Here is a 16750-nt window from a genome sequence, read left to right as displayed (position 1 = left end):
GCGGATACGACCGGCTGCGGGGCCGCGGGGGAGGGTTCGCGGGTGGCGCCGGCGGGTGGCGCCCGCGGGTGGGGTCGCCGGGCGGGTGGGGCGGGGAGTGCGGCGGACGGGTCGGGACGGTGCGGCGGACGGGACGGGACGGGAACGTACGGCGGACGGGACGGTGCGGCGAGAATGACCGCATGCGCGCCGACCGGCTCCTCACCCTCCTCCTGCTGCTGCAGAACCGCGGCCGGATGACCGCGCCGCAGCTCGCCGCCGAGCTGGAGGTGTCCGTCCGCACCGTCTACCGGGACATCGAGGCCCTCGGCGCCTCCGGCGTCCCCGTCCACGCGGACCGAGGCCCCGACGGCGGCTACCGGCTGGCGGACGGCTACCGCACCCGCCTCACCGGACTCACCGACGCCGAGGCGGGCTCGCTCTTCCTCGCCGGAGCACCCGGGCCCGCGCGGGAACTCGGCCTCGGCGCCGACCTGGCAGCCGCCCAGCTGAAGCTCCAGGCGGCGCTCCCGGCAGCCCTCGCCGGGCGGGTCCGCCACCTCCAGGACCGCTTCCACCTCGACGCACCCGCCTGGTTCCGCGACGCCGACCCCGTCCCGCACCTCGCACGGATCGCCCAGGCCGTCTGGGACCAGCGGGTCCTCCGGGCCGACTACCGCCGCTGGAGCGGCGAGGTCCACCGCGAACTGCACCCGCTCGGCCTCGTCGTCAAGGGCGGCATCTGGTACCTCGCGGCCGAGGCCGACGGCACCGTGCGGTCCTACCGGGTCGCCCGGTTCCTGGCGGTGGACACCACGGACGACACCTTCGAACGGCCGCCCGGCTTCGACCTCGCCGCGTACTGGCGGGAATCCACCGGCCGCCTCGCCGAGGCCCTGCACCAGGAGACCGCCGAACTGCGGCTCTCCCCCCGGGGCCGGAAGCTGCTGCCGATGTGGTTCGGGTCCGCCGGCGTACGGGCGCTCGCCGAGGCCGAACCGCCCGACGCGCAGGGCTGGGTACGACTCCGGCTCGCCGTCGAGTCCCGGGCGGTTGCGGTCGGCGACCTGCTCCGGCTGGGGGTCGAGGCCGAGGTCCTGGGTCCGCCCGACCTGCGCCGCGCGGTCGCCGAGACGGCATCGGCCGTCGCCGCCCGCTACCGCTGAGCCCGCCCCTGCCGGGGCCCGGCGACCCCACGTGACGAGACGGCCCGAGGGAGGGCCGCCGCGCACCGTACCGGCCGACGGCGAACTGGTCGGGCACACCGCCGTGTTCGGGCCGACCGGCCACGGTGAGGTGACGTACGCGAGCGGGCCCGCGCACTAGGGGGTGTCGTCGAACTCGTTCCTGCCGTGCGGTGCCCGGCACGCACGCTCGCCGCGTTGTCGGGATCGCCCGTGTACATCCGGTACACGGGCGACCCTCCGCCTTGCGAGCGCACGCACCGGACACCGCACGGCCCGCCCTCCGGGCGTACGAAACGACTTCGACGACACCCCCTGGGGGAGGGGCACCGCCACCCGGGCGCCGGCCGCCCTGACGGGGCTGCAGGCGACGCGCCCGCTGCCCGCCGGGACGGCCGCCGACAACAGGTCCTGCTGACCCTGGACCGACGCCGTGCCGCGGTCAGCGCGGGGGTTCCACCTCCAGGAACCGGCGCCGCCGCGGGCCCCGGTACAGCAGGCAGACCCACCCGAGGCCCTCCAGCACCCCCGCGCAGGCCGTGAGCCGCTCCTGCTCCTCCTCGGCGGCGCCCCCGCCCGGCGGGCCGGACCAGGTCACCTGCGCCCGGCCCGGTTCGGCGCCGTCGGCCACCCGGTATCCCGTGCGCGTCCGCCGGCCCCCCGCGTCCACCGCCGACGGGGGGAACCCCGCCGCCTCCAGTGCGAGCGCCACCGCGCGCGCGGGCTGCCGTACCTCCCAGGGCGCCGGAACCTCCGGCCCCGCCGGGCCGTTGACCAGGCGGCGGATCTGCAGCAACCCCTCGTGCGCCGTGCGGAGCTCCCGCTCCCTGCCGGGAGACGGCTCCGGCTCCGGCCCGTCGCCGGTCGAGGGCTCGAATCCCTGCCCGGGTACCGCCACCACCCACCACCCCGCCCCGCCGTCTGAGTACCTCGTGCCCAACGGCCTGAGTATCCGCCCCGATTCCCCGCCGCGCCCGCGCTGGTCGAATGGGGCCATGACTTCCGAGGCCCCGCACGGCACGACGCCCCGCCCGCACCTGCGGCACGTGACCACCGCCGGTTCCGCGCTGGCCGTGGCGCTGGTACCGCTCGTGGTCGGCGTCCTGCTCGCCAAGGGCCTGGCCGCCGACCCGATGACCCCTGTCAACGCCCTGATCACGGGCGGCGGTCAGCGGGCCGGCCTGCCCCGGGCCGAGTGGCGGCGCCGCGGCCACGACACCGTGCGCCGCCTGCGCACCGCCCGCCGCGACACGGCCGTGCGCTGCGCCCGGGTCTGCGGCCGCCGTCCCTGAGCCGCCACCGCGCGCTGCCCGGTCCCGGCGCCGGGGCCGTACGTCGTCGTGGCGGCGCCCTACGCGGGCCCGGTCTGCTCCCGCAGCCAGGCCTCGGCCGCGCGGGGCGACCGGAGGTGGACCAGCTCCAGCGGGGCGAACAGCGGGTCGCCGGCCCGGCGCAGGATCTCGGCGCGGCGGGGCCCGTACTGCCGCCAGGCCCACCACGCGGGGTGGTCGGCCCGCAGCCACTCCCGCCAGGACTCCCGGTTCCCGCCGAACAGCCGCTCCCGCGTCAGGCTCCGGCGCAGCGAACGCAGCAGCACCCGCCGCATGACCACGTACCGGGGGTGGTCGAGCCAGACGACGGTGTCGGCCCGTTCCCACAGCAGGTCCCGGACGGCCGGGTAGCCGAGCGAGTCGAAGACCCACCGCTCGGCGGCCGCCAGCCGCGCGGTGTCCTCGGCGAAGGCGGGGTTCACCGCCCACCCGGGCCCGGTGAAGTGCAGGGCGTCCAGCTCGTGGAACGGCAGCCCGTGCCGCACCCCCAGGGCCCGGGCCATCGTGGACTTGCCGGCCCCGCTGATCCCCACCACCAGTACGCGTCGCATCCCGGCACCTTACGGGCCCGGCCCGTCAGGGCGTGTCGGCCGGGGGTTCCTGGAGCTCGTGACCCACCGGTCCCGGTCCTCCGGGCAGGCGAGGGCCGGCTCACGGGCGTACCCGGCCGAGCGGTGGCCATGGGCGTCGATCCACCGCGCCAGCACCTGCGAGGTCGGCAGTACGCCCTCTATCGACCCCCGGTGCAGTTCCTTGAGCGCGATGACACACGGTGGAGCCGGGCCAACTGCCCGGCCCCGTGGAAGCGGTAGCCGGTGAGGGAGGGCGACGCGGGCCGGGCCCAGACGTCCGAGGGCGCCGTAGTGACGCAGCATGCGGACCGATCCCGCCGGTGCCGGCCGTGCCCCGGTCAGCGACCGTACTCCCGCAGGCACAGGTCGACGATCGAGGGGGGCACGGTCCCGTCCGCCGCCGCGCACAGTTCGTCCATCGCGGGCGCCGCGGCCGGACCCCGGCGCGGGTGGGGGCTCGCCGGCCCGGGCGGGTGGGCCCGTCGGGGCGCCGCCGGCTTCGCGGGCCGGCCCGAGAGGGGCCGGGCGGCCTTGGCGGGCGGCCGCCCGGCGGAGGCGTCCGGGACCGGGCGCGGGTCGTCCGCCGCGGGGGCGGGCAGTTTCCCGAGGGGCAGGGCCGAGGGCGCGGCCGGCCGGTCCGGGGCGCCGACGGGCGGGAGGGAACCGGGCACCGGAGCCGCGGAGTCGGGGCCGACGGAGACACAGCCGGCGCTCGCGAGGAGCGCGACGAGGGAGAGGGGCACGGCCCGGCGCAACTGCATCCGACCACCTTGCCGTACGGCCCGGCCGACCGGATCCGGCGGCTCACGCGTCCGGGTGACGCGGGCCCGGCTGCGGAATCGATCCTCCACGGCGGTGTTCGCGGGTGCCCGCGAGCGGGCCCCGTGACCGGCCCGGCGGCACCGGCGGGAATTACCGGGGCGGACGGGGGATTGGTAGGACCGTACGGGTGACGGGGGAGGCGCGACCCCCGCTCGCCCCGCACCGCCCTGTCCTGCCCGCCGTGTCCTGCCCGTCACTGTGCCCGTACGGAGTACCGATCCATGACCTCAGCCGCCGCGCCCGGCACCCCGCCGTCTTCCCACGAGCCCCACGACTCCCTTCCACCCCGTGAGGCGCTCGCGCCCGAGGCCGTGCCCGGTGCTCCGGCCCGGGCCGGCGGGGCCGACGCAGACGACGCAGCCGGTGGTGCCGACGCTGCCCACGGGGCCGGTGGTTCCGTCACGGCCGGTGGCGTGGGCGGATCCGGGCGCGCCCCGTGGACGGGCTGGGCCGCCGTCTGCGCCGTCGCACTCGGGATCTTCGGCCTGATCACCTCCGAGCTGCTGCCCGTCGGCCTGCTCACCCCCGTCGGCGCCGCCCTCGGCGTCTCCGACGGAACCGCCGGGCTGATGGTCACGGTGCCCGGGCTCGTCGCCGGGCTCTGCGCCCCCCTCGTCACCGTCGGCTCCGGCCGCCTCGACCGGCGGCTCGTCCTGTGCGTGCTGATCGCCCTGATGGCCGCCGCGAACCTCGCCGCCGCCCTCGCCCCGAACTTCACGGTCGTGCTGGCGACCCGGCTCCTCGTCGGCGTCAGCGTCGGCGGCTTCTGGGCCATCGCGGGAGGGCTCGCCGTACGGCTCGTCCCGGAGCGGCACGTCGGCTCCGCGACCGCGGTCGTGTTCGGCGGCGTCCCCACCGCCTCCGTGCTCGGCGTCCCCGCCGGAACGCTGCTCGGCGAAGCCGGCGGCTGGCGCACCGCCTTCGCCGCGGTAGGCGTCCTCGGCCTCCTCACGCTGCTCGCCCTGGTCCTGCTGCTGCCCCCGCTTCCGCCGACCCGGCCCATCGCCTTCCCCGAACTCCTCGGCCTGCTCCGGGGGAACCGCGGTGTCCGCGCCGGCGTCGTCGTCACCTTCCTCGTCGTCACCGGGCAGTTCGCCGCCTACACGTTCGTCCGGCCGATCCTCCAGGACGTCTCCGGAATCGAAGCCCACCACGTGAGCACGCTCCTGCTCGGCTACGGCGTGGCCGGCGTCGCGGGCAACTTCCTGGCCGGGCCGCGCGATGCGCGCCGCACGCTGCTCACGGTCAGCGCGTCCCTCGCGGTGATCCTCGCGCTGATGGCCGTCCTTCCCGGCACGGTCGCCGGGACCGCACTGCTGCTCGCCTGGGGGCTGGCGTACGGAGGGGTGTCGGTGAGCCTGCAGAGCTGGATGATCGCGTCGGCGCCGGAGGCCACCGAGGCGGCCTCCTCGCTCATGGTGGCCGTGTTCAACCTGGCCATCGCCGCGGGCGCGCTGCTCGGCGGGCTCGCCGTGGACGGGATCTCCGCGTCCGCCGCGCCGCTCGGCGGTGCCGCTCTGATGCTCCTCGCCGCGGCGACGGTCTGGGGCGCGTCGGCCCGCCGACCCGAGGGGATCCCCAACTGACCGGTGGGGCGCGGCGGGAGGCGCCGGAGCGACAGACCGGGTGGATCCGGGTGGAACGGGCATCCGGCTTGACCCGGGGCATCCCGGAGGGAAAGAGTGCGCCGACCGGGCAGCACCGCCCGCGCCGTACCTCGGAGACACCTCACATGGGGATACCCGCCCGCGCCTCGCTGGCCGCCGCGGCCACGATCGCCGGCCTGCTCGGAGCGGTCGCCTCCGGCGCGTCCGCCGCCGCGTCCGCCTCCGTCCACGCCTCCAGCCGCGTCTCCACCTACGTCTCCGCCCCTGCCGCCGCCGCCCCTGCCGTCTCCGCCCCTGCCGCGGACGGCTGTGCGGACGGGCTCGGCATCGCGGGCCGCTACGGCGAGTTCACCTCCGGGGACAACCGGCGCGGCCCCGGCGGCCGGGGCGCCGCGGGAGCCGTCGCGGTCGGCGGGAACGCCGTCTTCCGGGGCGGGGCCACGGTCGGCCGTGACCTCGGTACCGGGGAGCCGGGGGCGCTCCCCGGAGGCAACGCCCTGGTCGTCGCGGGCGATGTCACCGGCGTCGTACGGGTGGTGCACGGGAACGGCGTCTACGGAGGCACCCTCACCGGCCGTGCCGAGGCGCCGTCGGGAACGGTGGTCAACGGCCCCTCACCCATCGACTTCGCGGCCGAGTTCGCCGCACTGCGCAGGGTGTCGGCGGGCCTTGCCGCGGCGGGCCAGTCCGCCACCGCGCAGTGGCGGGCGTCGGGGCCGACGGGGGCGGTGGAGCCGACGGGCGGGAGACTGCGGCTCACCGGTACGGACCTCCGGTACAACAGCTTCGTCCTCCCCGCGGCCGTGCTGGAGAAGGCCGCGGAGATCCGGATCGCGGTCCCGGTCGGGGCGACCACGGTCGTCACCGTGGAGGGCGCCGGATACCGGCGGGGGGCCCCGGAGGCCGTCCGTTTCCTCCTGTGGGACGAAGAGGCGGGGCGCGAGGTGCCGGAGGGCCCGTCCGGCAGCGCGGCGGGCGGTGCGATCCGCTCGAAGCTGCTGTGGAACTTCCCCGGCGCCGCGCGGGTGGCGAAGGACGACGCCGCGGCCTGGCCCGGCAGCATCCTCGCGCCCGACGCGGACGTCGACCTGGGCGCGGCCGGCGCCGTCAACGGCTCGGTCATCGCCGGTTCGTTGGCCGGTGCGGGCAGCGCCGAAACCCGTCACCACCCCTTCACCGGCTGCCTGCCCCGCGTACCCGTGCCTGCCGAGACGGGAGGGGCGCAGCCCGGACAGCCCGGCCCCGCGGGTACGGCCCCGGGCCCCGCTCCGGCCGCGTCCGCTTCCGGGGCGGCTCCGGTAACGAGCGCGGCGCCGGATCCGGATCCGGCGCCGACGGCCGCACCGGACGGTTCTGCCCCGCCGCCGTCCGCGTCGGGTGCCGAGACAGGGCCCCGGATCGAGGGCCGGGGCGGGGCTCCGGCCGGGGGTCTGGCCCGTACGGGCGGTGGCGTGGTGGCGGGGGACCTGGCCGTCGGCGGCGCCTCCGTACTGGCCACCGGAACGGCCATGGTCCTCGTCGCGCGGCGCCGCAGGACCTGACCGGACGGGCGCGGGGGGACGGCCGTACCGCACTGCCGTGCGAGCCCCTCCGCCGCCGGGAGACAATGACGTCCCAGATGCCCCACGCCTTCCACGAGAGCCGGACCGTGCCCGACGACCACCTCCTCGTACGCCGTTACGTGGCCCCCTCGGGCCGCCCGGCCGACCCGCCGGAGCCGGCCGACCTGCCGGAGCCCGTCGGCCCGGTCGGCCCGGTCGGCGCGACCGGTCCGGCCTGGCCGCGGACCGGGACCGTCACCTTCCCCGGCCCGATCCCCGGCGTCCGCCCCGCCCCGGGCCGGACCGGCTCCCCGGATCCCGCTTCCGGAACGGCGACCGCCCCGGCGACGGGCACGTCGTACGGCCACGGCCACGGCTGGGGCGGTGGCCCCGGCTCGGGCAGGGGCCGCGGCTCCGAAGCGGAGCGCGACGGCAGGCTGCCCGCGTCCCTCCTCGCCCTCCTCGCCCTGTTCGTGCTCACCGCGGCGGGGGGCCTGGTGCTCCTGCTCAGCGGACCCGACCCCGAACCGGCGCGGGCCGAACCGCCGCGCGGGCTCCGCGTGCCGGTCCTTCCGCAGCGCGACCCGGACGCCACCGCCGACGACTCCGCCGCGCCCGCACCGGACACCTCCCCGGTACCCGCCACCCCGACTCCCACCGGGGCGGCATCGCCCCCCGCGCCCGAGTCCGAGCCGCCCGGTCCGACGGGCAGCCGCGACCGGAAGCCCCCGCCGAGCGCCTCGCCCGCGCAACCGCCGGCCGACGACGGCACGCTGCGCCCGGGCGACCGCGGGCCGGAGGTGCGCGCCCTGCAGGAACGGCTCCACGGGCAGGGGTTCACGTACGTCACCGTCAACGGCGTCTACGACGACCGGACCCGACGCGGTGTGGCCCAACTCCAGAGCGACCGAAGCATCAAGGGCGACCCCAAGGGCACCTACGGCCCGGCCACCCGCTCGGCCTTCGGCTGACGCGGCCCGGGCACGGACCGAGGACTTGTGCCGCGACCGGAAGCGGAACCATCGCCTTGAACGTATGGAACTTCAACACCCACGGGTGGGCACTCTGCGAGGCCGTCTCCCGCTCTGTGCGTGAAGCGGCCGAGTGGGGATATGGGCCCGCGGCATCCCGGGGAAGGGGGGCTCCGGTGGGGAAGGTCGCCGTCCCTGCCGGTGCGGGGCTCAGGCTCGTGGCACCCGTTGTCGGCGCGGGCTTGCGCTCGGCGGTCGGCCCGGGGTCAGCGGCCTCCCGCTACGCGCAGGACGGCGCCCGTCGTGTAGGAGGCGTCCGGGGACAGCAGCCATGCGATCGCACCGGCGACCTCGTCGGGCCGGCCCGCCCGCCCGAGCGGGATGCCCGCCGCGGCCCGGGCGGGGCGGTCGGGGTCGCCCATTGCCGCGTGCATGTCGGTCTCGATGATCCCGGGAGCCACGGCGTTATCCCTGATGCCGTCCGGGCCGAGCTCCTTCGAGAGTCCCACGGTCAGGGCGTCCGTCGCGGCCTTCGTCGCCGCGTAGTGCACATAGTCCCCGGGGCTGCCGAGGGTGGCCGCCGCCGGGGAGACGTTCACGATCGACCCGCCGCCGGATCCCGCCATGTCCCGGGCGGCGCGCCGGCAGCACAACAAATAGCCGACGAGGTTCACGTCGACCACGCGCCGCAGGTCCGCCGTCGCGGTGTCGGCGAGGCGGCCCAGCGGACCGGTCACCCCCGCGTTGTTCACCAGGCCGCTCACCGCCCCGAGTTCGGCCCCCGCGATGTCGAAGAGCCGCTCGGCGCCGCACTCCTGCGACGTGTCCCCGCGCACCGTCACGCACCGGGCGCCGAGCGCGCGTACCCCTGCGGCGACGGCCGCCGCCGCCTCCTCGTCGCGCAGGTACCCCAGGGCCAGGTCGTGCCCGTCGGTGGCGAGCCGCAGACAGACGGCGGCGCCGATCCCCCTGCTGCCGCCGGTGACGACGGTGACCGGGCGACGTGTCATGAGGGCCTCCTGTGCGACGGTCCGGGCGGCTGCCGGGGGCGCCCATGCTGCCAGGTCGTGATCGCTGACTGCGGGGACCGGCACCGCGATATGCGGTGGACCAGGGGAAAGCGGTCGGCGAGAGTGGGGGCGTCGCCGCGGGTCCCGACCGGACACGCGGCCGGCCAGACCGTCACGTACGAGGAGCCTCCCCATGTCGACCTTGCGGGTCACCGCCGAAGAGCTGACCGTCCACGAGCACCCGAACGCCGACGCGCTGGAGCTGGCCCAAGTCGGCCTCTACCGCGCCGTCGTCGCCAAGAGCGCCTACAAGAGCGGTGAGTTCGCGCTCTACATCCCCGAGCAGGCCGTCCTGCCTGCGGCTCTGATCGAGGAGCTCGGCCTGACCGGGAAGCTCGCCGGAGGTTCCGCCGACCGGGTCAAGGCCGTCCGGCTGCGCGGCGAACTCTCCCAGGGACTGGTGTGCCGGCCGCAGGCTCTCGCCGGCGTCGACCTGGCGCGCGCCGCCGAGGAGGGTACGGACTTCGCTGAGCTGCTCGGCATCACCAAGTGGTCGCCGCCCATACCCACCACGATGAACGGTGACGTCGAGTCCGCCCCCGACCTCATGCCGTGGGTCGACATCGAGAACCTCCAGCGCTATCCGCAGATGTTCGAGGACGGCGAGCCGGTGGTGCTCACCGAGAAACTGCACGGCACCGCCTCGCTGTTCACCTATGTCGTCGACGGCGAGCGCTCCCTGGTCTCCTCCAAGGGGTTCGGCTCGAAGAACCTGGCGCTCAAGGAGGACGAGCGCAACCTGTACTGGCGGGCCGTACGCGGCCACGGCGTTCCCGGGGTCGCGGCGGCCCTCGCCGCCCGGCTCGGCGCGACCCGGATCGGGATCTTCGGGGAGGTGTACGGCGCGGGCGTCCAGGACTTGGCGTACGGAACCAACGTGCGCACCGCCGAAGCGCCGCCCGGGTACGCCGTCTTCGACGTCTCGGCCGAGATCGACGGCCACGTCCGCTGGCTGGACCCCGAGGACGTGCTGAACGCCGGCGAACTCCCGCTGGTTCCACGCCTGTACGAGGGGCCGTACGAGCTCGCCACGGTGCTGGAGCTGGCGAGCGGCCGGGAGACCGTGTCCGGACGGGAGCTCCACTTCCGCGAGGGGGTCGTCATCAGGCCGGCGACCGAGCGGTACAGCCCGATCGTGGGCGGCCGTGCCATCGCGAAGGCCGTCAGCCCGGCCTACCTGACCCGCAAGGGCGGTACGGAGTACGAGTGAGCGGGACCGGACCGGGCGCCGGGACCGGCCGCGACTCCCGTAGGCCCCGGCCCCGGCCCCTCCCGCCGGAGCCGCGGGCGTCCGGGCCCTGCCCGTCCGTACCTCTCGTGCACACTGCTCTGATGAGGGAACCGGAACCCGTACAGATGACCGCCACTCCCGCCGCCGCGGACCGCCGGGGCGGCCTCCTCGCCCGGGCGCTCACCGCGCCGGGCGAGCCACCGGTGCGCCTGCTGCCACCCGAGGTGGCGGCGCTGCTCCGGACGCTCGCCGCGCCGCCGCGGCTGGCGGCGCACCTGCGGCTGGTGCATGACGTCGCGTACGACCTGTCGGACCGGCTGGCCGGGTACTGCCCCGAACTGGTCTTCGACCGTGCGGAGGTCCTCTTCGGGGCGGCGACGCACGACATCGGCAAGGTGGTGCACGTCGTGGAGCTCAGCGGGCCGGGCTCCGCGCACGAGCCCGCGGGCCGGGACCTGCTCCTCGCCCACGGGTTCGGCCCGGAGCGGGCCAGGTTCGCCGCAAGCCACGCCATGTGGGGCGAACCAGGCGTCAGCGTCGAGGAGTTGCTGGTGAGCGTCGCCGACAAGGTGTGGAAGGGGAAGCGGGTGCCCGAGCTGGAGGACCTCCTCACCGGCCACCTCGCCCGGGCGGCCGGTGAGGAGCCCTGGGCCGCCTTCCTCGCTCTCGACGAGGTGCTCGGGGGGATCGCCGACGGCGCGGACGCGAGGCTCGCGTTCCAGGCGTCCTTTCCGGTGAGCTGACCGCCGGGCACATGGATGTCCCCGGAGGCCCGGGCATGAGCGGACGTGCGCCCCGGCCGCACCTCACGCCCGGCGGGTCGCCGCCGCCTCGTCGCGGACGTCCAGGGACCTGCGCCAGCCCGGGGGTTCCGTCCGCGGTTCGGGGGTCGCGCGGCGGCCGCCCGTCGTGAAGAACGCCGCCAGGGGGAGGGTGGCCGCGCCCACCGTGACCGCGTCCGGCCCCAGGGAGCCCATGCCGATGGCCACCCGGCCGGCCGGGTGGCGCAGGGAGTACCGGGTCGCGTGCTCCCGTACCGCGGGGAGGATGTGCGGCCCCAGCATCAGGCCCGCCCAGCCGCCGATCAGGATCCGCTCGGGCCGGAACAGGTTGATCAGGTCCGACAGGCCGGCGCCCAGGTACTCCGCCGTCTCCTCCAGCACCTCCAGCGCGACCGGGTCCGCCCCGCCCGCCGCCGCGAGGAGGGCGGCCACCGCCTCCTCCTCGTCGGCCGAGTCCCCGGGGCGCCCGCCCCGCTCGGTCCACCGCGCCAGCAGGGACTCCGCCCCCGTGTACGCCTCCAGGCAGCCCAGGGCCCCGCACCGGCACCGCCGACCCCGTACCGACACCGTCAAGTGGCCCCACTCCAGGGGGATTCCCTCCGTCGTGCCGCCCTCCGGGGAACCGTCCGTGATCAGGCTCGCGCCGACGCCGGACCCGAACAGCACGACCACCGCTTCGCGGGCCCCGCGTCCCGCGCCGAACCACATCTCCGCCTGGCCGAGCGTGCGGGCGCCGTTGTCGATGAGGTACGGGACCTCCTCCGGCAGGGCCCCCGTCGCGCGCAGCAGTTCCTCCAGGGGCACCGCGTCCCAGCCGATGGTCTGCCCGTGCACCACCGTTCCGCCGGGCGCCGCGCGGTCCACGATGCCCGGCACGCCGACCCCCACGCCCAGCAGCCGTTCCGTACCGACCCCGGCCTCGGCGAGGACGGTGGCGATGCCGGTCCGGATGTGGTCGACGATGGGGCCGACGTCGTAGCAGCCGCGCGGCAGCAACGGCATCTCGGTGCGGGCGAGTTCCGTCAGGGTCAGGTCGAACAGCTCGACGCGGACCCGGGTCTCGCCGACGTCCACCCCGATCATGTGGGCGCTGCCGGGCGCCACGCGGAGCAGGGTGCGGGGCCGGCCGCCGTCGGAGTCGACGACGCCCGCTTCCTCCAGCAGTCCGTCCGCGACGAGCTCGCCCACGACATTGCTGACGGATCCCGAGCTCAGCCCGGTGGCCGGCCCCAGTTCCTGCCGGCTCATCGGCCCGCCGAAGTACAGCCGCTGGAGTACGGCGCTCCGGTTGCCGCGCCGCAGGTCCCGTATCGTTCGTCCGCTACGCCCCGTGGTCATCTGGCCCCTTCCGCAGTGACGTCGGCGTCACCGCGTCCGCAACATACCCTTGCCCGACCCCTTGGCGCGACCCTCTGGCGCGGCTTAAAGTACGTCTTAATTTAAGATATGCACGAAAGCGGGCGCAGGAGAGACGCCGCAGACAACCGACTCGGCCACGGCCTCGCCGCACGGGAGGTCCGCGCCACCGCCGCGCCGCGCCCGCCCCGCCTCGGCGGACGGGCGCGGCGTGCGTGGTGGGATGGGCCCGGGGCGGGGTCCACCACCACACGGAGAGGTCGGAACATGGCCGAGGCCACCATGAGGGCGATTGCGTACGAGACGTACGGCGGCACGGAGGTGCTCGCCGAGACCCGGCTGCCGCTGCCGAAGGTGGGTCCGGGCGAGGTCCTGGTCCGGGTCAAGTACGCGGGCGTCAACCCCGTCGACTGGAAGATCATGTCGGGCGGGCTCGACGCCCTGATGGACGTCGTGTACCCGGTCGTCCCCGGCTGGGACGTCGCCGGCACCGTCGAACGCGTCGGGATCGACACCCCCGAGTACGCCGAGGGCGACGAGGTCATGGCGTACGCCCGCAAGGACTACGTGCACGGCGGGACCTTCGCCGAGTTCGTCACCGTCCCCGTACGCGCCCTGGCGCACAAGCCCGCGTCCCTCGGCTGGGCCGAGGCGGCCGGACTCCCGCTCGCGGGGCTCACCGCCTACCAGGTGCTCACCCGGCTCGGCACCGGCGCGGGCGACACCGTCCTCATCCACGGCGCCGCGGGCGGCGTGGGTTCCCTCGGCGTCCAGATCGCCCGCGCGCTCGGCGCCCGCGTGATCGGCACCGCCTCGCCGCGCAACCACGACCGGGTGCGCGCCCTCGGCGCGGAACCCGTCGCGTACGGGGACGGCCTCGCGGAGCGGGTGCGCGCGCTCGCCCCCGAAGGTGCCACCGTCGTCGCGGACTTCGTCGGCGGCGTCCTCTCCGTCACCCGCGAGGTGCTCCACGACGACGGCCGGCACGCCTCGATCGCCGACCCCACCGTCACCGGCTCCGGCGGCGAGTGGATGTGGGTCCGCCCGGTCGGCACCGACCTGGCCGAACTGGCCCGGCTGGCCGACGCGGGCCGGCTGAAGGTCACCGTCGCCGAGACCTTCCCGCTCGCCGAGACGGCGGCCGCCTTCGCGCTCAGCCAGGACGGCCACACCGCCGGGAAGATCGTGATCGAGGTCTGAGGGCGTGCTCTCGGATGGCCCGCAAGACGCGGGGCGGCCGCCGGGCCGCCCCGCGTCTTCCGGGGGTCGGGGGTGGGTCAGGGGAAGGAGAGGACGGTCGAGGGGACGGTCGAGGTGCCCGAGGTGGGGGCGCCGATGCCGTTGATGACGTGCTCGTACTGGCCGTTGCCGCCGAGCGAGACGACCAGGAGGTCGTGGAACTTCACGCCCGGCTTCACCGGCGCCTGGAAGCCGTGTTCCTGACGGATCGTCGGGTCCACGTTGTAGTAGCAGTAGCTGCCCAGGCCCCAGCCCTCGTGGGTGTTGACCGAGTCGGCCACCTTGTACGCCGCGTAGCCCTTGATGGAGCCGTTCTGGATCGCGGCCTGGTTCGGTGCGTCGTACGCCTTCTCGTTCTGGAAGAAGATCGTGCGGCCGCGCTCGCCGTTCCACTCCACGTCGTACTTGTTGAAGTGCTCGACGAACAGCCCGGTGGCGAGCACGTCGTCGCCGTTCACGCGGAACCCGTAGTCGGAGCGGTTGGTCTCCCAGCCCACCCCGTCGCCGTGGTCGGCCCGCCAGATCCAGGTGTGGTCGACGATCGTGTCGTGGCTGTTGACCACCATGCCGAGCGTCGCCTTGCCCGCGCCGGCGCCGCCGACCCGGATGAAGACGTCCTGCACGGTGGTGGGGTTCGCCGCGTGGTCCGTGGTGGCGCCGGCCGGGCCGACCTCCAGCAGGGTGGGCGAATTGACGGTGCCGGCGTCGATCAGGAAGCCGGCGAGCTTCACGCCGTCCACGTCGGCGACCTTCATGGCCGTGACCCCGTTGTCCGGGACGATCGTGGCGAGGCCGAGGCCCAGCACGACGGTGTCCGGACGGTTGACCTGGATGGTCCGGTCGACGTGGTAGACCCCGGGCGTGAACAGCAGGTGCAGGCCCTGCGTCAGCGCCGCGTTGATCGTCGCCGCGCTCGCGCCCGGCTTCACGACGTAGAACTGGCTCAGCGGGATCGAGGAGCCCTGCGGTGCGCCGTTGCCCCAGGAGGTGCCGCGCGCGTTGGTGCGCTTGGCCGGGACGAAGACCTTGTAGTCGGCGCCGTCCAGGTACAGGAACGGCTTCTCGCGGGAGACGGGGGTCGTGTCCAGCGTGGTGTAGGGCGGGTTCGGGTACGACTGCGCGGGTGCGCCCTGGGTGCCGGAGAACACCTGGTTCCACACAGCGTTGGACCAGCCGCCGATCGAGCTGTCACGCGTGTACCACTGCTGCTGCGAGTAGTTGCCCACCTGACCATCGATCTTGGAGTCGGCGATGTAGCCGCCGGAGGCCCAGCCGTAGCCGTTCGGAGCGAGGTTCAGCCCGCCCTTGACGTGCATCCGGCGGAACGGCGCGGCCTGCGAGACCGCCCACCGGTTGGTGCCGTTGACCGGGTTCAGGGCGAGGTTCTCCGCCGAACGCCAGAAGTTCTGGGTGGCGTTGCCACCGAACCAGCCCGCGTCGACGGTCACGTCGCCGTTGATGGTGGTGTCGTCGGGGTTCAGGCCGAGGCCCGAGATGGAGGTGTAGAAGCCGATCTGCGCGTTGAGCCCGTTGTACGTGCCGGGCTTGAACAGGAACTGGTAGCGGCCCGAGCCGAACTGCGCCGCCTCCTGCTGGGCGAAGACCTGGTCCAGCCTGGCCTGGATGTTCGGCGTCGACGGATCGAAGACGATCACGTTCGGCCCGAGGTCGCCGCCGCCGGGGATGACCGGTCCGGTGCCGGTGGTGCCGTAGACCTGGAACTCCCAGAGGGAGTAGCCGTATCCGGTGGTGCGCTGGGTCCCGTACACCCGCACGTACCGGGCGGTGCCGGTGACGTCGTGGGTGACGTTGCCGCCCGCGCCGGCCGTGGTCGAGTAGGCGGTGGACCAGTTGGAGCCGTCGGTGGACAGCTCGACGCGGTACGCCTTGGCGGCGGCCGCCTCCCAGCGCAGTACGACCTGGCTCAGCTGGGCCGGTGCGCCGAGGTCGACCTGTATCCACTGCGGGTCGGCGAACTGGCTCGACCAGCGCGTGCCGTTGTTGCCGTCGACGGCCGCTCCGGCGGCGGTGCCGGCGCCCTCCACGCTGGAGGCGGTGGCGGGCTTGCCCTGTGACAGCAGGACGGGCGCCGCATGGGCGGCGGTGCCGGGCAGCAGGACGAGGAGGGCGGCGACCAGCGCCGCGGCGAGCGCCGCGACGGCGAGTCGCGGCGGACGGTCGGAGAGGAGGGGCATGCGGGGGGCTCCTGACGTCGGGGATCCGGGGGGATCGAAGCGTGAGTGAACTGCCCGCAGAGGAGGCCGTCAAGGGTTTGAGCGTTCATGAACTGAACATCAAACGGTGTGTCAACTGCGCATCAAGCCCGTGAACTTGGGGTTTCTTCAATCCTTGTGAAAAGTGTTGACGAAAAAACCCGGCAGCGCTGTACTGAGGCTCCTGACCGCTCCGTCCCGCCGCGCCCGCCGGGCGTGGTGGAGCCCGGGGGAAGCGTTCGGGAAGTGTCCGAGTCATGGGCCGCTCCGGCGGCGTGCGTTCGTTGGTCGTCGCAACGGACGCCCGCCAAGGGCTGCGGCCCCATGCCCCACAGGTACCTCCTCGGGCCGGCGGGCGCCCTCGCGTCCAGGAGCTCCGCGTGCACGATGCCCTTGGCCGTCTGCACCCGGTGTCAGCGCCCTGAGGCATGATGTCCGCCGTGAACACCGAGACCTATGTGGACATCTGGCAGCGGCTTCTCGCCGACCCGCACAAGTCGTGGGTGCTGTTCGAGCACGGCACGTGTGTCGTGCTGATGGCCCCGGACGGGGAGCCGGCCGATCAAGCCATCGGAATACTGCGGCAGTTCGGGCCGGCGCATGCCGGATCTCCGGCAGGAGACTTCGGGGTGATCGACCTCGAGGACGCGGAAGGATGGGTCGTCACCGGGGACCACAACGACGTCCTGACCTATGTCGGCCCCGACGAGCCCGCGGACGGGTCGCAGATCGCCGTCGGACTGTTCGGGCGGGCCAAGCGTCACCGGGACGGTACGGAACTCCACGTCGTCCACGTCGAGGACAGGCGGGGCCCGACGGGCCCGGCCTGAGCGGTCGCGCCGGTGCCGCGCC

The 16750-nt window shown here is 75.1% G+C and carries 15 protein-coding genes; 9 read left to right on the top strand and 6 right to left on the bottom strand.

Features of this window, described 5'->3' with window-relative positions:
- Positions 1 to 182 precede the first annotated feature (182 nt).
- On the top strand, positions 183 to 1145 hold the full coding sequence (locus ACZ6S8_RS26450; RefSeq protein ID WP_469459782.1) for a helix-turn-helix transcriptional regulator: 963 nt from the start codon (positions 183 to 185) through the stop codon (positions 1143 to 1145).
- A gap of 460 nt (positions 1146 to 1605) precedes the next feature.
- Here the strand turns inward: ACZ6S8_RS26450 and ACZ6S8_RS26445 are convergent, their stop codons facing one another.
- Positions 1606 to 2064: a hypothetical protein gene (locus tag ACZ6S8_RS26445; RefSeq protein ID WP_469460007.1), complete on the bottom strand. Its 459-nt coding sequence runs from the start codon at positions 2062 to 2064 to the stop codon at positions 1606 to 1608.
- 94 nt (positions 2065 to 2158) lie between these two features.
- Between ACZ6S8_RS26445 and ACZ6S8_RS26440 the strand changes: the two genes are divergently transcribed.
- Positions 2159 to 2455 (top strand): hypothetical protein, encoded by a 297-nt coding sequence (locus tag ACZ6S8_RS26440; RefSeq protein ID WP_469459780.1) that lies wholly within the window; start codon positions 2159 to 2161, stop codon positions 2453 to 2455.
- 59 nt (positions 2456 to 2514) lie between these two features.
- Here ACZ6S8_RS26440 and ACZ6S8_RS26435 read toward each other — a convergent pair whose 3' ends face one another.
- Both ACZ6S8_RS26435 and ACZ6S8_RS26430 read right to left on the bottom strand, forming a co-directional pair.
- Positions 2515 to 3045 carry a P-loop NTPase family protein gene (locus ACZ6S8_RS26435; protein WP_469459778.1) on the bottom strand — a complete coding sequence of 177 codons (531 nt, stop codon included), beginning with the start codon at positions 3043 to 3045 and terminating at the stop codon, positions 2515 to 2517.
- 359 nt (positions 3046 to 3404) lie between these two features.
- Complete coding sequence (locus ACZ6S8_RS26430) at positions 3405 to 3827, bottom strand: hypothetical protein (RefSeq protein ID WP_469459776.1); 423 nt, start codon at positions 3825 to 3827, stop codon at positions 3405 to 3407.
- 282 nt (positions 3828 to 4109) lie between these two features.
- On the opposite strand from ACZ6S8_RS26430, the gene ACZ6S8_RS26425 reads away from it, so the two are divergent.
- The 3 genes from ACZ6S8_RS26425 to ACZ6S8_RS26415 all read left to right on the top strand — a co-directional run bounded on the left by ACZ6S8_RS26425 (position 4110) and on the right by ACZ6S8_RS26415 (position 8007).
- Complete coding sequence (locus ACZ6S8_RS26425) at positions 4110 to 5474, top strand: MFS transporter (RefSeq protein WP_469459774.1); 1365 nt, start codon at positions 4110 to 4112, stop codon at positions 5472 to 5474.
- A 146-nt stretch (positions 5475 to 5620) separates the two neighbouring features.
- Positions 5621 to 7036: a choice-of-anchor A family protein gene (locus tag ACZ6S8_RS26420; protein WP_469459773.1), complete on the top strand. Its 1416-nt coding sequence runs from the start codon at positions 5621 to 5623 to the stop codon at positions 7034 to 7036.
- A gap of 65 nt (positions 7037 to 7101) precedes the next feature.
- Complete coding sequence (locus ACZ6S8_RS26415; protein ID WP_469459771.1) at positions 7102 to 8007, top strand: peptidoglycan-binding domain-containing protein; 906 nt, start codon at positions 7102 to 7104, stop codon at positions 8005 to 8007.
- Positions 8008 to 8273: 266 nt separating this feature from the next.
- On the opposite strand, the gene ACZ6S8_RS26410 is transcribed toward ACZ6S8_RS26415, so the two are convergent.
- A complete protein-coding gene (locus tag ACZ6S8_RS26410) occupies positions 8274 to 9017 on the bottom strand; it encodes an SDR family oxidoreductase (protein ID WP_469459769.1) in 744 nt (247 codons plus the stop codon).
- A 193-nt stretch (positions 9018 to 9210) separates the two neighbouring features.
- Between ACZ6S8_RS26410 and ACZ6S8_RS26405 the strand changes: the two genes are divergently transcribed.
- Positions 9211 to 10287, top strand: a complete 1077-nt coding sequence (locus ACZ6S8_RS26405) for an RNA ligase (ATP) (protein ID WP_469459767.1) — start codon at positions 9211 to 9213, stop codon at positions 10285 to 10287.
- A gap of 146 nt (positions 10288 to 10433) precedes the next feature.
- Positions 10434 to 11051, top strand: coding sequence for an HD domain-containing protein (locus tag ACZ6S8_RS26400; RefSeq protein ID WP_469460006.1), 618 nt, complete (start codon positions 10434 to 10436; stop codon positions 11049 to 11051).
- Between the two features lie 63 nt (positions 11052 to 11114).
- Here the strand turns inward: ACZ6S8_RS26400 and ACZ6S8_RS26395 are convergent, their stop codons facing one another.
- Entirely contained in the window at positions 11115 to 12428 is a 1314-nt protein-coding gene (locus ACZ6S8_RS26395) for an ROK family transcriptional regulator (protein ID WP_469459765.1), read from the bottom strand.
- A gap of 300 nt (positions 12429 to 12728) precedes the next feature.
- On the opposite strand from ACZ6S8_RS26395, the gene ACZ6S8_RS26390 reads away from it, so the two are divergent.
- On the top strand, positions 12729 to 13646 hold the full coding sequence (locus tag ACZ6S8_RS26390) for an NADP-dependent oxidoreductase (protein WP_469460005.1): 918 nt from the start codon (positions 12729 to 12731) through the stop codon (positions 13644 to 13646).
- A gap of 77 nt (positions 13647 to 13723) precedes the next feature.
- Here the strand turns inward: ACZ6S8_RS26390 and ACZ6S8_RS26385 are convergent, their stop codons facing one another.
- Positions 13724 to 15880, bottom strand: a complete 2157-nt coding sequence (locus tag ACZ6S8_RS26385; protein ID WP_469459763.1) for a discoidin domain-containing protein — start codon at positions 15878 to 15880, stop codon at positions 13724 to 13726.
- 449 nt (positions 15881 to 16329) lie between these two features.
- Between ACZ6S8_RS26385 and ACZ6S8_RS26380 the strand changes: the two genes are divergently transcribed.
- Positions 16330 to 16728 carry a hypothetical protein gene (locus ACZ6S8_RS26380; protein ID WP_469460004.1) on the top strand — a complete coding sequence of 133 codons (399 nt, stop codon included), beginning with the start codon at positions 16330 to 16332 and terminating at the stop codon, positions 16726 to 16728.
- Positions 16729 to 16750: the final 22 nt, after the last annotated feature.

Source organism: Streptomyces sp. NPDC048461 (assembly GCF_055587105.1).
Note: the sequence above shows the minus strand (reverse complement) of the source record. Positions and strands in the feature narration are given on the sequence as shown.

Bases quoted from the DNA above. Each gene is read 5' to 3' on its own strand.
- ACZ6S8_RS26390 (WP_469460005.1), top strand. From the start codon at position 12,729: ATGAGGGCGATTGCGTACGAGACGTACGGCGGCACGGAGGTGCTCGCC.
- ACZ6S8_RS26420 (WP_469459773.1), top strand. From the start codon at position 5,621: ATGGGGATACCCGCCCGCGCCTCGCTGGCCGCCGCGGCCACGATCGCC.
- ACZ6S8_RS26415 (WP_469459771.1), top strand. From the start codon at position 7,102: ATGACGTCCCAGATGCCCCACGCCTTCCACGAGAGCCGGACCGTGCCC.
- ACZ6S8_RS26450 (WP_469459782.1), top strand. From the start codon at position 183: ATGCGCGCCGACCGGCTCCTCACCCTCCTCCTGCTGCTGCAGAACCGC.
- ACZ6S8_RS26425 (WP_469459774.1), top strand. From the start codon at position 4,110: ATGACCTCAGCCGCCGCGCCCGGCACCCCGCCGTCTTCCCACGAGCCC.
- ACZ6S8_RS26395 (WP_469459765.1), bottom strand. From the start codon at position 12,428: ATGACCACGGGGCGTAGCGGACGAACGATACGGGACCTGCGGCGCGGC.
- ACZ6S8_RS26385 (WP_469459763.1), bottom strand. From the start codon at position 15,880: ATGCCCCTCCTCTCCGACCGTCCGCCGCGACTCGCCGTCGCGGCGCTC.
- ACZ6S8_RS26430 (WP_469459776.1), bottom strand. From the start codon at position 3,827: ATGCAGTTGCGCCGGGCCGTGCCCCTCTCCCTCGTCGCGCTCCTCGCG.
- ACZ6S8_RS26400 (WP_469460006.1), top strand. From the start codon at position 10,434: ATGACCGCCACTCCCGCCGCCGCGGACCGCCGGGGCGGCCTCCTCGCC.
- ACZ6S8_RS26440 (WP_469459780.1), top strand. From the start codon at position 2,159: ATGACTTCCGAGGCCCCGCACGGCACGACGCCCCGCCCGCACCTGCGG.
- ACZ6S8_RS26380 (WP_469460004.1), top strand. From the start codon at position 16,330: ATGTCCGCCGTGAACACCGAGACCTATGTGGACATCTGGCAGCGGCTT.
- ACZ6S8_RS26435 (WP_469459778.1), bottom strand. From the start codon at position 3,045: ATGCGACGCGTACTGGTGGTGGGGATCAGCGGGGCCGGCAAGTCCACG.
- ACZ6S8_RS26410 (WP_469459769.1), bottom strand. From the start codon at position 9,017: ATGACACGTCGCCCGGTCACCGTCGTCACCGGCGGCAGCAGGGGGATC.
- ACZ6S8_RS26405 (WP_469459767.1), top strand. From the start codon at position 9,211: ATGTCGACCTTGCGGGTCACCGCCGAAGAGCTGACCGTCCACGAGCAC.